The sequence below is a fragment of the Agarivorans sp. 2_MG-2023 genome, assembly GCF_030548085.1.
In the GTDB taxonomy this organism is placed as follows: domain Bacteria; phylum Pseudomonadota; class Gammaproteobacteria; order Enterobacterales; family Celerinatantimonadaceae; genus Agarivorans.
The window spans coordinates 74896-95528 of sequence record NZ_JAUORQ010000005.1 but is presented as its reverse complement, the minus strand read 5'-3'; the positions used below and the strand labels follow the sequence as shown (position 1 = coordinate 95528).

17 protein-coding genes are annotated in these 20633 nt (G+C 43.6%); 12 read left to right on the top strand and 5 right to left on the bottom strand.

Going from position 1 to position 20633, the window contains the following annotated elements; translation table 11 throughout:
* Nucleotides 1-51: 51 nt before the first annotated feature.
* Nucleotides 52-1059 carry a class II fructose-bisphosphatase gene (gene glpX / locus Q4549_RS09130; RefSeq protein ID WP_137673438.1) on the top strand — a complete coding sequence of 336 codons (1008 nt, stop codon included), beginning with the start codon at nucleotides 52-54 and terminating at the stop codon, nucleotides 1057-1059.
* A gap of 46 nt (nucleotides 1060-1105) precedes the next feature.
* On the opposite strand, the gene Q4549_RS09125 is transcribed toward glpX, so the two are convergent.
* Nucleotides 1106-1480 (bottom strand): acetyl-CoA sensor PanZ family protein, encoded by a 375-nt coding sequence (locus Q4549_RS09125; RefSeq protein ID WP_303553855.1) that lies wholly within the window; start codon nucleotides 1478-1480, stop codon nucleotides 1106-1108.
* A 20-nt stretch (nucleotides 1481-1500) separates the two neighbouring features.
* On the bottom strand, nucleotides 1501-1923 hold the full coding sequence (locus Q4549_RS09120) for a hypothetical protein (protein WP_303511751.1): 423 nt from the start codon (nucleotides 1921-1923) through the stop codon (nucleotides 1501-1503).
* A 360-nt stretch (nucleotides 1924-2283) separates the two neighbouring features.
* Here Q4549_RS09120 and Q4549_RS09115 point away from each other — a divergent pair, with 360 nt between their 5' ends.
* The 8 genes from Q4549_RS09115 (at nucleotide 2284) to Q4549_RS09080 (ending at nucleotide 14580) form a co-directional block, all read left to right on the top strand.
* On the top strand, nucleotides 2284-2832 hold the full coding sequence (locus tag Q4549_RS09115; RefSeq protein WP_303553854.1) for a GspH/FimT family pseudopilin: 549 nt from the start codon (nucleotides 2284-2286) through the stop codon (nucleotides 2830-2832).
* Complete coding sequence (pilV, locus tag Q4549_RS09110; RefSeq protein ID WP_303553853.1) at nucleotides 2801-3322, top strand: type IV pilus modification protein PilV; 522 nt, start codon at nucleotides 2801-2803, stop codon at nucleotides 3320-3322. Before Q4549_RS09115 ends, pilV begins: the two co-directional genes overlap by 32 nt.
* A complete protein-coding gene (locus Q4549_RS09105) occupies nucleotides 3310-4086 on the top strand; it encodes a PilW family protein (RefSeq protein WP_303553852.1) in 777 nt (258 codons plus the stop codon). Before pilV ends, Q4549_RS09105 begins: the two co-directional genes overlap by 13 nt.
* A gap of 2 nt (nucleotides 4087-4088) precedes the next feature.
* Nucleotides 4089-4628 carry a hypothetical protein gene (locus tag Q4549_RS09100; protein ID WP_303553851.1) on the top strand — a complete coding sequence of 180 codons (540 nt, stop codon included), beginning with the start codon at nucleotides 4089-4091 and terminating at the stop codon, nucleotides 4626-4628.
* Nucleotides 4629-4632: 4 nt separating this feature from the next.
* Nucleotides 4633-5031 (top strand): type IV pilin protein, encoded by a 399-nt coding sequence (locus tag Q4549_RS09095; protein WP_303553850.1) that lies wholly within the window; start codon nucleotides 4633-4635, stop codon nucleotides 5029-5031.
* Nucleotides 5031-9503 (top strand): pilus assembly protein, encoded by a 4473-nt coding sequence (locus Q4549_RS09090; protein WP_303553849.1) that lies wholly within the window; start codon nucleotides 5031-5033, stop codon nucleotides 9501-9503. The genes Q4549_RS09095 and Q4549_RS09090 overlap by 1 nt, the downstream gene beginning before the upstream one ends.
* A 288-nt stretch (nucleotides 9504-9791) precedes the next feature.
* Nucleotides 9792-14222: a pilus assembly protein gene (locus tag Q4549_RS09085; protein ID WP_303553848.1), complete on the top strand. Its 4431-nt coding sequence runs from the start codon at nucleotides 9792-9794 to the stop codon at nucleotides 14220-14222.
* A gap of 124 nt (nucleotides 14223-14346) precedes the next feature.
* On the top strand, nucleotides 14347-14580 hold the full coding sequence (locus Q4549_RS09080) for a YkgJ family cysteine cluster protein (RefSeq protein WP_303553847.1): 234 nt from the start codon (nucleotides 14347-14349) through the stop codon (nucleotides 14578-14580).
* Nucleotides 14581-14670: 90 nt separating this feature from the next.
* On the opposite strand, the gene Q4549_RS09075 is transcribed toward Q4549_RS09080, so the two are convergent.
* Genes Q4549_RS09075 through gpmM form a run of 3 tightly spaced genes read right to left on the bottom strand, consistent with a single transcriptional unit; the run spans nucleotide 14671 to nucleotide 18324 of the window.
* The gene (locus Q4549_RS09075) at nucleotides 14671-15609 is read right to left on the bottom strand and encodes a divergent polysaccharide deacetylase family protein (protein ID WP_303553846.1); all 939 of its coding nucleotides are present in this window, start codon (nucleotides 15607-15609) and stop codon (nucleotides 14671-14673) included.
* Nucleotides 15597-16784, bottom strand: a complete 1188-nt coding sequence (locus Q4549_RS09070; protein ID WP_303553845.1) for a murein hydrolase activator EnvC — start codon at nucleotides 16782-16784, stop codon at nucleotides 15597-15599. Before Q4549_RS09070 ends, Q4549_RS09075 begins: the two co-directional genes overlap by 13 nt.
* A gap of 7 nt (nucleotides 16785-16791) precedes the next feature.
* Nucleotides 16792-18324 carry a 2,3-bisphosphoglycerate-independent phosphoglycerate mutase gene (gene gpmM, locus Q4549_RS09065; RefSeq protein ID WP_303553844.1) on the bottom strand — a complete coding sequence of 511 codons (1533 nt, stop codon included), beginning with the start codon at nucleotides 18322-18324 and terminating at the stop codon, nucleotides 16792-16794.
* Between the two features lie 252 nt (nucleotides 18325-18576).
* Between gpmM and Q4549_RS09060 the strand changes: the two genes are divergently transcribed.
* The 3 genes from Q4549_RS09060 to gpsA all read left to right on the top strand — a co-directional run bounded on the left by Q4549_RS09060 (nucleotide 18577) and on the right by gpsA (nucleotide 20557).
* A complete protein-coding gene (locus tag Q4549_RS09060; RefSeq protein WP_137673450.1) occupies nucleotides 18577-19005 on the top strand; it encodes a rhodanese-like domain-containing protein in 429 nt (142 codons plus the stop codon).
* A 68-nt stretch (nucleotides 19006-19073) separates the two neighbouring features.
* Complete coding sequence (secB, locus tag Q4549_RS09055; RefSeq protein WP_137673451.1) at nucleotides 19074-19550, top strand: protein-export chaperone SecB; 477 nt, start codon at nucleotides 19074-19076, stop codon at nucleotides 19548-19550.
* Nucleotides 19550-20557, top strand: a complete 1008-nt coding sequence (gene gpsA, locus Q4549_RS09050) for an NAD(P)H-dependent glycerol-3-phosphate dehydrogenase (protein ID WP_137673452.1) — start codon at nucleotides 19550-19552, stop codon at nucleotides 20555-20557. Before secB ends, gpsA begins: the two co-directional genes overlap by 1 nt.
* The last annotated feature ends 76 nt before the right edge of the window (nucleotides 20558-20633 follow it).

The window sequence follows — 20633 nt, the reverse complement described above, 5'->3', positions numbered from 1 at the left end:
GTAATTGTGTGCTAGAATTCGCCACGATTTTAAGTTGATTAGGCGTTTCCGATGAGAAGAGATCTGGCATTTCGTTTTTCCCGCGTAACTGAAGCCGCAGCATTAGCTGGCTACAAGTGGTTGGGCCGTGGCGACAAAAATATTGCTGATAATGCAGCAGTAGAAGCTATGCGTATCATGCTTAATGATATTGATATTGATGGCGAAGTGGTAATTGGCGAGGGTGAAATCGACGATGCGCCCATGCTGTACATTGGTGAGCACGTAGGCACCGGCGGCGAAGGCGTAGATATTGCCGTTGATCCTATTGAAGGCACTCGCATGACTGCGATGGGTCAAAACAACGCAGTGGCTGTGCTCGCTGTAGGCGAAAAAGGCGCGTTTTTACGTGCTCCAGACATGTACATGGAAAAGCTGGTTGTTGGCCCAGAAGCTAAAGGTTGTATTGATTTAAATATGCCTTTAGAACACAACATCAAAATGGTGGCGTCGGTATTAGGCAAAGAGTTGAGTGATATGACGGTTATCACCTTGGCTAAACCGCGTCACGATGCCGTGATTAAAGAGATGCAAACCTTAGGTGTGCGTGTATTTGCTATTCCTGATGGTGATGTAGCAGCTTCGATTTTATCGTGTATGCCATTGAGTGAAGTGGACATGATGTACTGTGTGGGCGGCGCACCTGAAGGGGTGATTTCTGCGGCAGTTATTCGCGCATTAGGTGGCGACATGCAAGGGCGTTTGATTCCTCGTCATCAAGTGAAAGAAGATACGCCAGAAAACCGTGCAATTGGCGAAGAAGAAACTCGCCGTTGTGAAGCTGAAGACATTCAAGTGAACAGCGTATTACAGCTGGGTGATTTAGCCAAAAATGACAATGTAATCTTCTCGGCTACCGGTATTACCAAAGGCGATTTACTCGAAGGGATTAACCGACAAGGTAACATTGCGACCACAGAAACCTTATTGGTTCGTGGTAAAACGCGTACTATCCGTAAGATCCAATCAACTCACTATTTAGACCGTAAAAACGACAACCTTAAGTCGATTATTTTGTAAGTTTGAATATGCGATAAAAAAAACCAGAGCCTAGGCTCTGGTTTTTTTATAGCTGAAATATGAACTGATTATTTAAACCTAAGTGCTGGTAAAAACTCAGCACCACTGGGTCGTTACTATGAGGAAACTGTAGACCTGTTAGTTGGCGATTTTTAGTGACTTGTAATAACTGCTGAAACATAAACAAACCAATGCCGCGACGCTGAGTAACATCCCGCACAATAAACTTGCTGATTTGCAGTAAGGAATCGGTTTCGCTCAAGACACAATAAGCGACAACTCGCTGATTAAAAATAGCCACGTAGAGTTGATTAGATTGTTGCCAGCTAAGCCATTGCTGCTGTTCAACATTTGGTGAGATTTTAGCTAAGTCGTTGCTGTAAAGTGGCCAGTTTTCAATGGCCTGAAAAGATAAGCGCATAGTACCTGTGTATTATTAAGTTATGAAACGTTAGACAGTGGAGTCTCGGTAAACTGCTCAACATCTAAGTTGTGCCAGTCTTTAAGGAATTGCTGAGAGTCTTGGTTAATTGCAGTGAGAGACGTTTTTAGTTGATCGTTAAGTAAACTAATATCTTGATTGACCAGCTGATTGATCGTGTAACTTAAATCATAAATAAGCGGGCCTAGGTCAAAGCGGTTATTTGGGCCAGCGCCTCGTTTATGAGAAGGTTGAGCCTGTCGCTTTCGCCAAGAACTAAAAGCAATTAAGAAAATATGTAATAGGCGTTTAGATTCGCGACATTCCAAGCAAGACTGCTTCACCCACCAAGGGGCGGTACCTTTCATAAAACTGATGCACTCGCTGACAACATCATTAACATAAGCGTCATCAACGTAGCTGGGTAAGGACTGAAGTTTCATAAAAAGTAGCGGTAATTAATCGTGAATTTAGAGTACACATTTTAACGATTTTTCACCAATGGTTTTAGCGTATTATCGGCCAATAATTATCAGTTAAAGCCGATGCTTATGCGAAAAAGTGTTGGGTATTTGAGACAAAAAATTTTGCTGTCAAGCTAGCATTACAGAAGTGGTAGTTGGAAATATGATATCTGTCAACTATTGCCTGTTTGCTTATTGTGTAAGTCATTGATGTTTGTCAAACTGTTCGGCTTATATATTGATTTTTTTATATATAATCTTACTGGTTTCTAAGTAGTTGCTATGCATCTTGCTTTTCGGAAGTTAAGTGGGATTATTCGCTGTTATGGATGATAAGCAATGCTTGGTATACCCAAACAACGCTATACCGCTCGAGGTTTTACTTTAATCGAGTTAATGATTGCCGTTGCCATATTGGTAATTGTGATGGTGGTGGCCGTACCCTCCCTTCAAGGCTTTATGCAAGACAATAAGCAAAAAGTCACCCGTGACTTGTTGGCTAATAGCCTAATGGTGGCTCAGCAAGAAGCTATTCGAAACAACCTCTCAACCTATGTTTGCCCCACCACTAATGGCAGTTCATGTGCAAGTGCATGGGGAGCTAACAAAGGCTGGTTGGTTTATCTTGATACAGCGCGAGATGGATCTTTAACTAGCGCCAATCAAGTTATTGCTAGTTATCCGAGTCCTAAGTCTACAGAACTAAAGTACAGCCCGTCGGCCAGTGGCAGTACCAGTACCTTGGTCAGATTTTTTCCTACAGGCCATGCTTTAGCGGGCGAACTAACCGTTTGTGCCCCCTCAAATGATTATGACGACCAGCGTATCGCTGTGTCACGAATGGGGAGGATTGAATATGCAGCGCCATCAACAACATATTGCCCATAAACAGCAAGGTTTTACTTTAATTGAGCTATTGATTGCAGTGGTTATCGTTGCCATTGGTCTGCTTGGTCATGCAGCTCTGCAAATTCAGTCTGTAAATACTGCGCAGCAAGCTCGCTTTGCCCAAACCGCTAATGTTGCCATGCTAGATCTAGTTCAACGTTTTAGCGCAATGCCTGCTGCAACTATTAATAATGAATTTAACGTTGATAATCTCGCCGATGGAGCAACACCGGTTAGCAACAAAGATTGCAACGATGCAGCGGTAACTTGTACACGTACTGAGTTCGCAGCATTCGAACTTAAAGATTGGTTTCTTACTAACAATGTTTATTTGCCACAACTGCGCTTCTCCTTACAGCATGTTAATAATTTGGTCACTGTAAGAATGACTTGGGACGCTAACTTAAGTGGCGCTGGTGCTGCAGATTGTTCCGCTGATGCTAGCGGTAAAGCACATCAGTGTAGTGAGGTGGCTGTATGGGTAAGGTAATGCGAAAACAAGCAGGTTTTGGCTTAGTCGAGCTGATGATTGCTTTGATTTTGTCTCTGATTGTCGTTGGCGGTTTGTACGCGGCACTAATTGGCGATCAAAAAAGCTATGAAGCCACTAGAGCTAGTCATCTTCTAGTGGGCAAAAACCGCATGAGCATACAAACGCTGCGCCTATACCTACAACAGGCCGGTTTTCGAGACTACAACCAACTTTACCAGAATACCTTACTTCCTTTAGTGCCTAATGCTGACGCTTTTGGATTTACCTGGGAAGAAGGTCAAATGGTGCAAGGCATGGAAAATCAAAATACTTTTCCTGGAGCAAAAGCCAATACAGATGTAGTCAGTATTCGGTTTTATGGCGCTGCTGCACCTAATGCAAGCATATACACATGCGATGGCTCCGAGCTGGTTGCTGACACAGTAACAACCATTAACTTTTTCATCTCAACAAGTAATCAGTTGATATGTCGAGATAGTGGCGGAGATACTGTTTTTGATGAAGATATGGATAACCTGCAACTGCTTTATGGAAGTGTGGACGATAGTACATTTCAATACTACAAGGCGAACGCTGTGCCTAATTGGAACGAAATTAACAGAGTTAAAGTAGGCTTGCTTGTATCTCAAGAAGTATCTATGGGAAGCCTCACTAACACCAATAGTTACACTGTACTCGATCAAGTAATAGCCGCCTCAAATGATAGGCGTATGCGTCAAGTGGTGAATGAAACCATCCTTTTACTCAATTTGGGAAGCTAAAAATGCTTTTAAATATTAAGCAACAAGGCATGGCATTAATTATGTCTTTGGTGATGGTGGTTATCATCGCAATGATCGGTATAGCTATTGCTCAGCAGGTGACTAGTGGGCGAAAAAGTTCTGCTGTTCACCAAGACCACGCTATGAGTTTCTCTCGAGCTACATCAGGTATTAATGAGGCTGAGTTTGTGGTTCGCCAGCAGGCTTATCATGCTGATGCCTTATTGAATCCAGATACAGCAAACAATTTGGTTACTCCTGCTTTTACTCATACTCAAGGTGGTGTAGTGGTTAGCAATGACGAATGGTGGCAAGACAAAGATAATTGGGTTGTTGGTAATAAAATGACATCAGTAACCGATTCTGCTGGGAGTTCTCTTGCTGGAGAGCCTCGGTATATCATTGAGGATGGTGGTGTCGATTCTGGCTTAGTTCTTGGGGTAAACGTGCCTAAACGTCGTTTCTTAAGAATTACCTCGAAAGCAGAAGGTACTGGTGGGGCAGTGACTTATTTACAATCTTATGTAGCGTTCATGGAGTAAAAGAGTGAAACAAGTAAAAGGATTTACGTTACTAGAGGTGATGATAACAGTCGCCATCGTAGCCATATTAGCGGGTATTGCCTACCCGAGTTATTTAAGCCATGTGCAAAGCACCAAGCGCGAAGAAGGTAAACGAACTTTAGTCGAAGCCGCTCAGCATATGGAAAGTTACTACGCGATGCACCTTAATTATAGTGGTGCAGTAAGCTCAGCATCCTTAAGTATCTATACGCCAAGTAGCGATTTTAGCGAAATTTATACCTTAACTGCAGTAGCTAATTCTACAGGTACTTCTTATACGCTAACGGCTACCCCTAAAGGTTCTCAAAGTGGGGACTCTTGCGGTGCGCTCACTATATCTAGTACTGGTAGCACTACAGCTGCAACTGGAGGGTGTTGGTAATGAAATTTTTATTAAAAACAACCATTAGTTCATTAGCCTTTAGCTCAGTGTCTTTGCTTTCACCAGCTGCCAGTTTAGATTTAGCTGATGCGCCTTTATATACTGCAAGCTCTCCACCTCCACTGGTAATGTTAGTAATGGGGCGAGATCATACACTTTATTACGAAGCTTATAATGATGCCTCGGACTTAGATGGTGACGGTGAACTTGATATTCGTTACTCGCCTAACAAGATTAATTATGCGGGTTACTTCGATAGTAATCGCTGCTACTCCTACGCATCGGGCAAGTTCTCCCCCGAACAATCTGTTGTTCATTCTGGTATTGCTCAATCAGATAGCGATACAACTAATTACAAAACCTGTGCTCAATCTGGTGTCGGCTCTTGGAGTGGTGACTTTTTAAACTATCTGACTATGTCGCGTATGGATGTTTTAAGAAAAGTTTTGTATGGCGGCTATCGCTCAACCGATACCGCCGCTATCGGAACTGAAAATAGTCAAACGGTGTTAGAGAGAGTGTTCATCCCTCAAGATGCTCACAGTTGGGGAAAGATGTATACCTCAGTTGCGGTTGATAAATACAACATTAGAATGTATTCACCATTCTCTTTACCTAGTGATGGGACTAAACACTTTTTTGGAACCGCATCTTTTGCCGATGGAGGAACACCTCAGTTAAGAGTTCGACAAGAGGTGGCTCCTAGCGCAACTAACCCTAAAGAGCCTACGGGCAATATCTGGGAGTGGGCGAGTACTGAGCGCCCAGTATTAAGCAGCAGTGGTCGAACTATTCACAACACTTTTAATGTTAGAGTTGAGGTGTGTGTGGCAGATAGTTTGGAAGAAAATTGTAAGGAATACTCAGAAGGTAATTATAAACCTACCGGTGTACTGCATGATTACGGCGAGAATGGCAGTATCGAATTTGGTCTAATCACCGGAAGTTACGATAAAAACTTATCTGGTGGTGTGCTCCGTAAAGCTGTTGGAGATTTTTCGACTGAAGTTGACCCAAGTTCTGGAGTATTTGATAGTGCAGTTAATGGCATTGTGAGTACGATCAACAAGCTGAAGATTTACGGTTTTGACTATGGTTCCGAAGAGTATGGTTGTGGTTGGGTAGCAACTAGAGCAATTGCCAATGGGGAGTGTACATCCTGGGGTAACCCAATCGGTGAAATGCTTTATGAAAGTGTTCGTTATTTTCATGGTGAAAATAGTGCTAGCTCTAGTTACTCTGCAGGAAGTGGAACTATCGATGCATCTTTAGGCCTGCCGTATGCAACTTGGGATGATCCTTACGAAAATTGGGCTGACCCGGCCATAGCGAAGCGCTCTTATTGTGCGGCGCCTTATAATTTAGTTATTAGTGATATAAACCCTTCTTATGACTCTGATGAGCTTCCTGGAGCTCTGAATGATTTCATTAAACTTGATTCTTCAGGTAACTCTTTACCTTACCAGGGTAGCGAACTTACTGATTTCGATATAACCGATTTACTCGATACTATTTCTACAAAAGAAGGTATTTCTGGTAGTTATTTTGTAGGTGAGTCAGTCGGAGATATCTCAGATACTAAGAGTGCTCCTACGGCTAAAACAGTTAGCTCGTTGTCTGCTATTCGAGGTTTGTCACCCGCTGAACCCACTAAAGAGGGGAGTTATTCCGTAGCCGGCGTGGCTTATTATGGGCACAAAACTGACTTATTTCCTACTAAAGAAGGTAAGCAGAATATTAATACTATGGTTGTAGCAATTTCCTCTCCATTACCAGAAGTGGAAGTTGAGGTTGGTGACGATGTTATTAAAATAGTACCTTTCGCTAAGTCTGTAGGTGGATACAGTATTAATCGCGCTCAGGGTGAGTTTCAGCCAACAAACACAATTGTTGACTATTATGTGGAAGAGTTTTCTAGTACTAAAGGGATATTTAGGATTAACTTCGAAGATGTAGAGCAGGGGGCTGATCATGATATGGACATGATTGTTCAATATACCTATGAAGTTAAAGATCTTTGCCCAAATGTAGATGACGATGAAGACGATTGCACTAAAACTCCTGGGGTAAAACTCACCTTAGACTCATTGTATGCTGCTGGCAGTATTGACCAGCACGCGGGGTACGTTATCTCTGGTACTGAAAAGGATGGTATTTACTTAGATGTTAAAGATATCGGTGGCAGCAAAGTTAACTACTATCTAGATACACCAGAGCAGTCAGATTCAGCCTTTCCTCTTAATTCCAGAAATCGAACACTAAATGCAAATGTAGATGACCTAGAGTTAACTCGAACTAGGCATTTCTTTCCTAATAGCTCGTCGGCTAATCTATTGCCTTCCCCTTTATGGTATGCCGCAAAATGGGGGGGCTTTGAAGAAGCAGAAGACAACACTAACCATTTCCCCGACGCTGGTGAGTGGGACAAAAACAACTCTGGGGAACCAGATTCATATTTTCCTGTAACGAATGCTGGAGAATTAGAAGCTCAAATTGGCAAAGCTTTGGAAAGTACATTTGGAGATGACCAATCATCTACTTCACCTGTGTTTAACAATACTTTTCTTAATAGTGGGGCATTTTTGTATCAAACTCGCTTTGAAGGTGATACTTGGAGTGGAAACGTATTAGCATACTCCAGTAATGGTGGCAGCTTTAGTGATACCCCTACCTGGCAAGCTGCAGAAGAAATAGATGCTGTAACCCCCTCCAGTAGAACTATTTACACTCGAAACAGCGTTAGTAACGAAGTTGTTGATTTTGTCGTCCCCTCTGACTTGTTAGGTGCTGATGATGGTTTAAGTGTTACTCAAATCGAAGCATTGTTAAGCGGGCTGAATGGTACAGACGCCGAAAAGTTAGCTTATTTAACTGCAGTAATTAACTATTTACGCGGAGAGCGAACCTATGAAGCCGCTGATTTAGCTTATAGTATGCGTGAACGCAAATCGGCTTTGGGCGATATAGTTAACTCGACTCCCTATTATGTAGACGAAGTTAATGGGCACGACGTAGATAAACCAGTGTTAGTTTTCGGTGCAAACGATGGGATGGTGCATGTTATAGATGTTGCTAATGGCGAAGAGATCATGGCTTATATACCGAGTCAGGTTTATCCACATTTAAATAGCCTAACTAAGAGTAGTTATTCTCATAAGTACTTCGTAGATGGGGAAATCGCTGGATATACAGATGATAGTGATAAAACCATTGTTGTAGGCACCTTGGGTACTGGCTTTAAAGGGTTATATGCTATCGATGTTAGCGATATGAGAAGTGCTAATAAAAACAAAATTAAGTGGGAAATTAATAGCACTGATGCTGGTTTTGGTGGTTTAGGCTTCACTCGGGAAAAACCTACAATCGCTAAGCTTAAAAATGGAAAAGTGGGGGTTATTTTCTCTAATGGTTACAACTCTGCTGAAGATGCTGGAACATTATATATAGCAGACCTTGACGATGGTAGCTTAATTAAGTCATTAACCGTGGGAAGCATAGTAGATCCTACCGGTCTAAACAGACCTAATGCTCTTGCCAGCCCTGCGGTGGTAGACTTAAATGGTGATGGTATTGCCGACCGTATTTATGCCGGCGATTTGTATGGAAATATGTGGGTTTTCAATATTTCAGATTCCAACGTAGGAAACTGGAAGATTGCTAATGAAGATGATAAACCTTTATTTACAGCCGTTAGCTTAGATAAATCGGGTTCTCCGGCTACATATATTTCCCAAGCCATTACAACGCGCCCTTCGGTTGGAGTTCACCCTTATGGGATTGGACAAGGAGTTTTAGTCGCTTTTGGAACCGGTAAATATATTGAGAAAGGCGACAACAATTATTTAGCTGAGCCTACCCAGTCAATTTATGCAATTTGGGATAAATTGGATGAGAGTTACTACACGACAAGCAGGACTCAGGTCGATAGTGAGCAGGTATATAGCAATCTACTACGTCAGTCTATTATTGAGGAAGACGCAAGAAACAGAAAAGTGTCAAGTTACCCAATAGATTGGGGGGTACATAAAGGGTGGTACTTGGATTTAGTCAATACTCAAGATGACAATACAACTAATTATGGCGAGAGGCAGGTAACAAATAGTTTATTGTTGGCAAATAAGTTGAGCTTTACGACACTTCTCCCCAATGAAGATGCTTGTACGCCGGGAGGAAGTGGTTGGTACATGGAAATGAACCTACATTCTGGAGTAACGTGGAATTCAGGAAATGAAGACTTCACTGATCCGGATGATGATACCAATACGATTGATGATGAAAGCTCTCATCAAAAAGTAGATGGCATTCCATCATCACCATCAGTGATTATTGACCCTAATTTGACTGATGAAGGTGTGGTCGGTGAAGACGGGATTATCCAGAAAAACTGTATTACCTTAAGTAATGGCTCTATGTTCTGTTATGACGACTACGAATCCCCAACGGGTCGTTTAAGCTTACGAGCCCTACACTAAACGTAACCTGATAAAATAAAAAGGGAGCTGCTTGCAGCTCCCTTTTTTTGTTTATCATCAGCCTTTCTTTGCTTGTTTATTATTTTTATATGTGGTGTATTTCTTTTGATGAGGTATTTATTTAAATATATGTTTTTAATAGATATTACTAAAATAAATTGTCTAAGGGTTCACTGAAATCCCATCCTTTTCAGCTTAAAATTCCAACAGGTTTTCTATGGTCGTTTATTACTTTTTCAAAGGGTTTGAAAAAGGCTGGCGAGCTATGTTGTTGGAAGCGAAGCTTTAATGAAATTCTCTGTGTTAATACATCAAATGCGACGGCGTTTATTATCTAAAACCAATAGTGATATCAAACGCTGTTTATTTGGCTTTAGTTTAATTAGCTGTTGCTTTGCCCCTGCCTTATCAGCGGCAAACCTTAACTTAGCCGATAGTCCTTTATACGTAGCTACCACGCCAGCACCAATGGTGATGTTGGTAATGGGAAGGGACCATTCTCTTTACTATGAAGCTTACAATGACGCTACCGACTTAACCGGTAACGATGATTTAGACATTAACTATAATCCTCTTGCTGTTGATTATGCTGGCTACTTTAACAGCCAACGCTGTTATACCTACAATACTACGCAAAAACGCTTTTCACCGGGTGTGGGCGCAAAAGCCACTACCAAAACGTGTAGCGGTTCTGGTGAATGGAGTGGAGATTTCCTTAACTACTTAACCATGTCGCGCATGGATGTTTTACGCACGGTGTTATACGGCGGCTATCGCACAGTGGATAGCGAAGGCTTAACGGTACTTGAGCGAGTTTTCATTCCTCAAGACGCTCATTCCTGGGGGAAGAGTTATACCTCTGAGGCTGTGAACGGTTATCGTATCGATAACTACACCCCTTTGTCTCAACCAAATTCAAATAGAAAACACTTTTTTGGCAGCGCTTCTTGGTCTGATGGCGGTGCACCAGAGCTCCGCATTAAAAAGAATATGAACAAAGAGATTTGGGAGTGGGCCACAACCGAGCGTCCGGTGTTAGCAGGTAATGTTAGCGAGTCTTATGAGATCCGTGTCGAAGTATGTGTGAAAGACAAATTAGAGGCTAACTGTAAGGAATATCCCAATAAGCAATTTAAACCAACCGGCCTGCTGCATGATTACGGCGAAGATGGCAGCATAGAGTTTGGCTTGCTCACTGGCAGTTATGATAAAAATCTCTCCGGCGGGATATTGCGCAAAGCGGTGTCTCATTTTGGCGATGAGATTATTACCAACAGCGGTCAGTTTAAAACTAACACTGACGGTATTGTTAGCACCATTAATAAGCTGCGGATTTATGGGTTTAAATATGGCAGCTATGAGTATGGCTGCGGTTGGATCACAGACCGAGCTATTCGCAATGGCGAATGTACCTCTTGGGGCAACCCCATTGGTGAAATGCTTTATGAGAGTTTGCGGTATTTTCATGGGGAAGGCTCAGCCAGCGGCTCATATTCAAGTGGTAAAGGCACGATAGATGGTTATCTAGGCTTACCTTTTGCTACCTGGGATGACCCTTACGAAAATCGGGATTACTGCGCTGCTCCGTTTAATTTGGTGATTAGTGATATTAGCCCTTCTTACGATTCAGACGAATTACCGAACGCTCATCCGAGTTTTGCGAGTAGCTATTCGGGGTCCACGCTAGATGGTTTTCACTTGAAGAACTTACTCGATAATATTTCTACTCATGAGAACATTAAAGGAGATTACTTTATTGGTGAATCGGTCGGTGATAACTCTGGTACAACGAGTGCGCCAACCGCAAAAACGGTGACTAGCTTATCGGAAATTCGTGGTTTATCTCCACAAGAACCGACTAAAGAAGGTAGCTATTCAGTTGCGGCAGTGGCGCATTATGGGCATAAAACAGATATGTTCCCAACGAAACCCGGTAAGCAAAACATCCAAACTACCGTAGTGGCAGTATCTTCTCCTTTGCCTGAGGTTGAAGTAGAGGTTGCGGGTGAAAAAATCATTATTGTGCCCTTTGCTAAATCGGTAGGCGGCTGTGTGGGTGGAAAATGTATTAGTACCAAAAAAGGCGATTTTCAGCCAACCAATACCATTGTGGATTATTACGTAGAAGAGTTCTCACCAACAAAGGGCACCTTTAGGATCAATTTTGAGGATGTTGAGCAAGGTGCCGACCATGAAATGGACATGATCGTTAAGTATCACTATGAAGTGAAAGAGCTTTGCAACAGTGCTTATGACAACGAAGCTACCTGTACAAAGCGCAAAGGCGTGCAGTTAACCTTAGATTCGTTATATGCTGCGGGCAGTATCGATCAACACGCTGGATACGTTATCTCGGGTACTGATAAAGACGGTATCTACCTCGACGTGAAAGACAAAAGTGGTAGCAAACGTGAGTACTATTTAGATACGCCTTTAGAAAACGAAGCGGCATTTCCATATAACTCGCGCGAAGTGAGCAATAACGCCAATGATTTACCGCTCATCCGTAAGCGAAACTTCTTCCCTAGTTCTGATTCTGCTGCCGCCACCTTACTACCATCGCCACTGTGGTATGCGGCGAAGTGGGGGGGCTTCACCGATACCAACAATAACGGTATACCTGATGATGGTGAATGGGATGAAGAAGTACCCGGCTCACCAGATAACTACTTTCCTGTGACGAATGCGGGTCAACTGGGAGCTCAAATTGGTAAAGCTTTAGAGAAAATCGCCAGTGGCAGTCAATCAGCGAGTCCACCAGTATTTAACAATAATTTTTTAACCAGTAGTTCGTTTCTATATCAATCTGCTTTTGATGGGGAATACTGGAGTGGTGATGTGAAAGCTTATAAAGCTGCCAGTGGCGGCGGCTTTAGCTCAACTGAAACCTGGAGCGCGGCTAAAGAACTAGACGCAATGTTGCCAGAAAATAGAACAATTTTTACGCGTAACCCAGAATCGAATCGAATCGTAGACTTTGTTGCGCCAGATGACTTGAGCGGTAACAGCGATGGCTTAAGTCTAGCGCAAATCAATAGTTTACTTGGTGGGCAAAACGGCTCTGAAGCTACCAAGGTTGCTTATCTGGAGGCCGTGGTTAATTACCTTCGCGGTGATCGAACCTATGAGCAAAGTGACTTAGCCTACGCCATGCGTAAACGCTCTACTGCGCTGGGCGATGTGATTAACTCCATTCCCTATTACGTTGATGTGGCAACAGGTCATAAGGTGAATAAACCTGTATTAGTCTTTGGTGCTAATGACGGCATGGTACATGTTATTGATGCTAAGACGGGCAAAGAACTAATGGCTTATATTCCAAGCCAAGTATACCAACACCTTAACAGCCTAAGTAGAAGCACTTATACCCATAAATATTTTGTTGATGGAGCCATTAGCGCTTATACCGACGATTCAGACAAAACCACGGTAGTTGGCACTTTAGGCACTGGCGTTAAAGGCTTGTATGCCATTGATGTTACTAATATGAACTGGCCATCTAAAAACAATATCAAGTGGGAAATTGATAGCAACACTAGAGGCTTCGAAGGCTTAGGTTATAGCCGAGAACAACCTACCATTGCTAAGTTGCCTAATGGTAAAACTGGAGTCATATTTTCTAATGGCTATAACGCTTCTGAAGATGAAGGGATGTTATTCATTGCTGATTTAAAAGACGGCAGTTTAATTGCGAGCTTAAAAACAGGGGTCGGTAGTGATCAAGACCCCACTGGTCAAGCGAGACCAAATGGCTTAGCGTCTCCTGCTGTGGTGGACTTAACCAGTGATGGTGTGGCCGATAGAATTTACGTAGGCGACTTGTTCGGTAACATGTGGGTGTTTGATGTCTCAAGTAAATCTACCAGTGACTGGGGCTTAGCTACAACCAGTAGCGGCGGTAAACAACCGCCTTTATTTAGTGCTGTAAGCCCTAGTAAAAAGGTGGTGGGAACCAGCTACCAGTATCAAGCTCAGCCCATTACGACTAAGCCATCTGTGGGTGTCCACCCCGAGGGTATAGGTAAAGGTGTATTAGTGGCCTTTGGCACTGGTAAGTACATTGAGGTGGATGACAACGATGCTGATAATCAAGATACTCAGAGTATTTACGTTATTTGGGACCGTTTAAACGGTACTGCAGTAGAGAGCTCTCGCTCACGGGTAGATGGCCAAGAGGTTTATGATTCAAATTTATTGCGCCAAGCGATAATTGAAGAAGACGCACGCAATCGCCTACTAACCGACTACCCGATTGATTGGTCTAGTCAAAGTGGTTGGTATTTAGACTTTGTGAACACTCAAAACAAAAATACTAACAACTATGGAGAGCGGCAGGTGAGTCATAGCTTGTTGCTATCAAACAAGTTAAGTTTTACAACCATGCTACCCAATACTGATACATGCGCATCAGGTGGTAGCGGTTGGTATATGGAGCTTAACCTGCATTCTGGTCGAACTTGGAATACCGGTACTGATGGAAACACCGACCCTAACGATGATAGCGACACCATTAACAACGACAGTTCACACCAAAAAGTGGAAGACGGTATACCTTCTTCGCCAGGCGTGATTATTGATCCTAACTTACCTAGTGATGGTTCAGAGCATGATGGGTCAGTGAATCAGAAAAACTGTATCACCCTGAGTAACGGAACGATGCTGTGTTTTGATGATTTCCTCTCGCCAACAGGACGATTAAGCTTACGCAGGCTTCACTAAACCTTTGGCTTAAAAAGATAAAAATGGCAGCCTTTTGGCTGCCATTTTTTGTTGCTGTTTTGCTGGTATATTTATAGATGTTTTTTGCTACACTAGCGCCCCTTCAATTTCGTGAGCACTGACTATGCAATGCCGAATCGGTTGCGGTGCTTGTTGTATTGCGCCTTCGATTAGCTCTTTAAACAAACCTGCCGGTGAGCGCTGTGTGCATCTCAATGCTGATAACTTGTGTAACATTTTTGGTCAAGCCAAGCGGCCACAAGTATGTAGTGATTTTAAAGCCGCTAAGTGGCTATGCGGTAATACCCAGCAGCAAGCCTTGAATAATCTTATTCACCTCGAGCAGCAAACGGCTTAAATCTTAGGGCTTAGTCATCCATTACGTAGTTGCTGATTAGTGTTGCTTACTTTCTATTTCGAATCTAAGTCTTGGCGTTGCAATATGAAATCACAGCACAAGTGCTAAACCAGTGTCGAATAATAATTGCGAACAAGCATGCGCAGATAGAAGCTGCCCCGAAGCCTCGCTGCAAGAGAGCGATTCAAGAAAAAGGAAGATACGAACGACGTTGTCATGAACCTTGGCAAAGCGCTTAGCACTATGCTTACTAGTTGGTGGTTCAGCAGTTTGTAAGCTTGTGGCATCCACTAGTTGGGGCAGTGGTGTTTCTGTTTTGGGAATGTTATTGAGCGCTAATCGCTGGGCCACACCAACTAGCTGTACATCTTCTGGTAGCGCTAGTTTAGCCAGTTGATTTACCGAATGTGGTCTTGGGTGGGCAATAAGCACAGCATGGCCGTATTTACGCGCAATGTTAATCGCCTGCTGCCACTGTTTTTCTATTGCTGCAGGATTATCTTGGTGATCTAGAAATACGTGTCTACGCAGGTTGGGCACTTGGTAATGGCTGGCAACTTTATTGCCAATGCTGGCTAAATGAGTACGACTGTCCACAAAAAACAATTGCTGTTTTGCCAATACTTGCATTAGCCAGTGCATCTCGGTGGGGAGTTGGGTTAACTGGCTACCCATATGGTTGTTTAAACCGGTGGCTTCGGGGTAGTCATTAATCGCGGCTTGTACTCGCTGTTTAAAGTTGCCTTCATCCAAGTGGTCGCTTAAGCCATAAGGCCCTAACGCTATTTCCCCGCTACCTTGCATGGGTAAATGCAACATCACTTCGCGCTGCTGCTGTTGGGCTAGTTCGGCAATTTCTTTGGCATAGGGGCTGGAAGGCAAAATCGAAAGCGTAATGCTGGGGTGAAGCTCCAATAACTCAATGTCACGGGCGCTATTACCCACATCGTCGATAATAATGGTGAGTTGGCTGGCAAGCAGGTGGCTACAAAATAATACGCTTACACAAGCGCTAACTATTTTAACCATTTACTCGGATCTTGGGTCTGCCCTTTGTGGCGAATTTGAAAAAATAATGCGTTGGTTGTTTGCCCGCCAGTGTTGCCCGCGTAAGCAATGGTTTTTCCGGCATTTACCCGTTCACCCACTTCGGCGTTTATGCTTTGGTTATAGCCGTAAAAACTTAAGTACTGTTCTCCGTGATCAATAGCTACCACTAGCCCGTAACCACGCAACCAATCGGCAAAGACCACATTACCAGCCGCTACTGCTTGCACTTTGGTGCCAGGGTGGGAATCAATCACAATACCTTGCCAGCGTGTTTGCCCTTGATTTTGGCTGTTGTAACTATGCAGAACTCGTCCGCTAAGTGGCCATGGCAGCTTGCCCTTGGTTTTGGCTAACCCGGTGAGTGGGGTTTTATCCAAGTTTTGTTTCAAAGCTAATTGTTGCTGCTGTTCAATTTTGTCACTAATCACTTGTTGTAACTGCTGTTCGTTTATTTGCAGCTGTTCTAAACGGCTTTGTTCAGTGTTTTGCAAGGTATTGAGTTTAGCGAGCTGCTGCTTACGTTGATTCTGTTGAGCTTGAGATTGTTGCAATTTGTCTTGCTGCAGGTTTACTAGGGCTTCGAGTTTCTTCTGTGATTCCGCCAGCTGCTCTTGTACTTGGCTTAATTCAATTTGCTTATCGTTTACTTCAAGCAATGCGGCACTGCGTGCTTTCGCCAAATATTGGTAATAACTAAGCATGCGCTCTAAGTTGGCTGCATTTTGTTGGTTCAACAGCATCTTCATATAGTCGCTTTCACCTAAACGGTAGGCACTATTTATTTGTGCTGCTAGGGCTTTTTGTTGCTGTTTGAGTTGTTGCTCTAAGGTATTTATCTGAGACTCAATTTGCAGCTGCTCCATTTTAGAATGAGACAGTTGGTTGTTGAGTTTTCTTAGTTGTTGGCTAGAGTCAGCAAGCGCTAATTCGTATTGGCGTAACTGCTCTTGGGCTTTAGATATATTGCTTTTGCGTTGTTTGAGTTGCTGTTGTTGCTGCTTGAGCTGTTTTTGCACATTAATCAGCTGCTGTTGCTCATCGGCATGAGTAGGAGAGCAGAGCAATAGCAAAACGCCAGCGATAAGGCTGGCGTTTAACAGGCGAACAAGGCGTTTAATAACACCTTGATTCGAATGTGAATTAGGCTGTTTCATCAAGCCATTATTTCAAATTCATCAAGGCCTTGCCAGTCATTTCTGCTGGAGTTTCCATGCCCATCAAACTTAGCATGGTAGGAGCGATATCACTTAGGCGACCACCTTCTACTGGCGTGGCTTCGCGGCCGTAGTAGATAAATGGTACCGGTAGGTTAGTGTGAGCGGTGTGGATGCCACCTGTTTCTGGGTCAATCATTTGCTCGGCGTTACCGTGGTCAGCTGTAATTAAACACTCGCCGCCTACTTTATCTAGTGCTTCCACTAAACGACCAATGCTTGTATCTACTGCTTCACACGCTTTTACTGCTGCTTCATAAACGCCAGTGTGACCAACCATGTCGGTGTTAGGGTAGTTACAGATAATTACATCGTACTTACCGCTTTCAATGGCAGCAACAAACTTATCGGTTAACATTTCCGAGTTCATTTCTGGCTGCAGGTCGTAAGTGGCTACCTTAGGTGAAGGGATAAGTTCGCGATCTTCGCCAACAAACGCGTCTTCTTTGCCGCCATTGAAGAAAAAGGTAACGTGAGCATATTTCTCAGTTTCTGAGATGCGTAGTTGAGTTTTCTCTTTCTTCTCTAGCCATTCGCCTAGGGTATTTACTAAGTCTGTTGGGCCGTAAGCACAAGGTGCGTTAATGTCTGCTGCGTATTGAGTCAGCGTAACAAACTCGCAGGCTGGTACTTTAGCGCGCGCAAAGCCGGTGAAGTCTTGCTCAACAAAACAGCGAGAGATTTCACGAGCACGGTCAGCACGGAAATTCATGAACAATACCGCGTCGCCATCGTTAATGGCCGCTGGTGAATCACCAATTACTGATGCTTTAACAAATTCATCGTTTTCTTCACGTGCGTAAGCGGCCGTTAGTGCTTCAGTTGCGTTAGCGTAACTGTATTCTGCTTTGCCTTCAGTTAATAGCTGATAAGCTTCTTCTACACGTTCCCAACGGTTGTCGCGGTCCATGGCGTAGTAACGACCTACTAATGAAGCGATGCGACCCGCGCCCACTTCAGCAAATTTAGCATCGAATTTCTCGATAGAACCTTGGGCGCTACGTGGTGGTGTATCGCGGCCATCTAAAAATGCGTGCAGGTAAATTTCTTTAGCACCTTGTTTCGCGGCGAGTTCGATAGCCGCTAACATGTGGTCTTCGTGGCTGTGAACGCCGCCTGGAGAAAGTAGACCCATAATGTGTACAGCTTTGTTGGCTGCTACGGCTTTATCTACCGCGCCCACTAAAACGTCATTGGTGAAGAAGTCACCATCTGTAATTGACTTACCAACACGAGTCAGTTCTTGGTATACGATTCGACCGGCACCAATGTTGGTGTGGCCTACTTCAGAGTTACCCATTTGGCCATCAGGTAGACCAACATCTAGACCAGAACTGGAAATCAGTGTGCTAGCAGCAGTGTTCCAAAGGTTGTCTAGTACAGGGGTGTTCGCGTTTGCTACGGCGTTATCCGCGCTATCTTGGCGGTAGCCCCAGCCATCCATAATGATTAGAGCCAAAGGCTTTTTGCTTGCAGACATTGCAATTTCCTCAATCGGTAAATGTAAAAGTGAAAAACGAATTAGTGAAATATTACTACATTTTTAGTTTGAGTCACCTGATTGAACGCAATTCAACCGAGATTAGTCATTTTAAGTGGTTTTTTTGTTGGTGTATGAATCTTAGGTCAATTTGCCTAGTTACGCGTCTACGATAGCTGCTATTCTTGCCGCTCGGGTGTATACTCTCGCCCCATTATCACTAACTATTTGCTTAACTGGAATTGTCATACTATGCAGCAAGTTGTCGAATTTGTCGGAAATAACCCTATCATTTCATTCGCTTGGGTAGGTTTGTTCGGTGCCGTAATTTACAGTTTTATTCAACCAATGTTGTCAAAAGTGACTTCAGTGGGTAATCACGAAGCGACCTTGCTTATTAATAAACAAGACGCCGTAGTGGTAGATGTTCGTACTAACGATGAATACAAAAAAGGATATATTGCGGGCGCACGTCACATTCCTTTAACTCAAATACAGGCTAATAACTTCAAGCCTATTGAAAATTTAAAGGGCAGCCCCATTATCGTTGTATGTGAAACAGGGATGCGTTCTGGCTCAGCGGCAAATACGCTAGTTAAAGGCGGTTTTGAGCAAGTGTATAACTTACGCGGCGGCATGACCGACTGGAAATCTGCAAACCTACCGATCACTAAGAAATAAGATCGCGCTTTGATTGCTAACGCTTAGCAATTAGACAATTTTAAAACACAGTATTAAAGGTATTTATCATGGCTGAAGCAGCAACCACAGAAGCACCACAAGTAGAATTTGCAATCCAACGTATCTACACCAAAGACATCTCTTTCGAGACGCCTAACTCTCCTCAAGTTTTCCAACTAGAATGGAAACCAGAAGTGAAAGTTGACCTAGATACCACTAGCAACAAACTTGCTGATAACGTATTTGAAGTAGTGCTTACGCTTACTGTTACTGCAAAAGTAGAAGACAAAACAGCATTCTTATGTGAAGTTCATCAAGGTGGTATTTTCACTCTAGGCAATATGCCTGAGCCACAACTTGCTCACGCAATTAACGCCTACTGCCCGAACATTTTGTTCCCTTACGCTCGTGAAGCGGTATCTAACTTAGTTAACCGTGGTTCATTCCCACAAATTAACCTTGCACCAGTTAACTTTGATGCTTTGTTTGCGAACTACGTACAACAGCAAGCTGAGCAGCAACAAGCGGCTAAAGCTGACGCTTAATGACTAACTCAAAGGCGACTATGACCGTATTGGGCGCTGGCTCATACGGTACTGCTTTGGCGATTGCCATTGCCCGTAATGGACAACGTACCGTGTTATGGGGTCATGAGCCTGAACATGTGGCTGCACTTAATGCAGCCCGTGAAAACCAAGATTTTCTACCCGGTATTACCTTTCCTGATAGTCTCGAGTTAGAGGCTGATTTAGCGACGGCCGTTGCCCAAAGCGACAACTTATTAGTGGTGGTGCCTAGCTTTGCTTTTGCTGACATTATGCGTCAAATAAAGCCCATGCTGAGTGCCGAGTCGCGTGTAGCTTGGGCAACCAAAGGTTTAGAGGCAAATACTGGGCACTTGCTTTCAGAAGTAGCGGTTGAAGTGCTTGGCGAGCAACGCTCGTTAGCGGTTATTTCAGGGCCTACATTTGCTAAAGAATTAGCCGCAGGTTTACCTACGGCCATTTCGGCATCTTCATCAGATACTGACTTTGTTAGCTACTTGGCTGAAGTAATGCGCTGTGAGCGTAGCTTTAGAGTGTATACCAACAACGATATTGTTGGTGTGCAACTGGGCGGCGCAGTGAAAAACGTGATTGCGATAGGCGCAGGTTTGGCCGACGGCTTGGGCTTTGGCGCAAATGCACGCACCGCTTTAATCACCCGTGGTTTACGCGAAATGGCGCGTTTGGGTAAAGCCTTAGGTGCTGAAGCTGAGACCTTCAAAGGTATGGCTGGTTTGGGTGACTTGGTACTCACTTGTACTGATAACCAAAGCCGTAACCGCCGATTTGGTCTTGCACTAGGTGCCGGTAAATCACTTGAGCAAGCAGAAGCGGATATTGGTCAGGTGGTAGAAGGTTACCGCAATACCAAAGAAGTGTATTTGCTCGCGCAACGGGTTGGTGTAGAAATGCCAATCGTTGAGCAGGTTTATCAGGTGCTTTATAAAGCTAAATCGCCAAAGCAAGCAGCGATGGATCTTTTAGCGCGTGACCAGCGCGAAGAATAGCTTGGTTTAAGTTAATTACTGACACAAAAAAGCCTATCAACAGATAGGCTTTTTTATTTCGCTAGCATCTACTTAA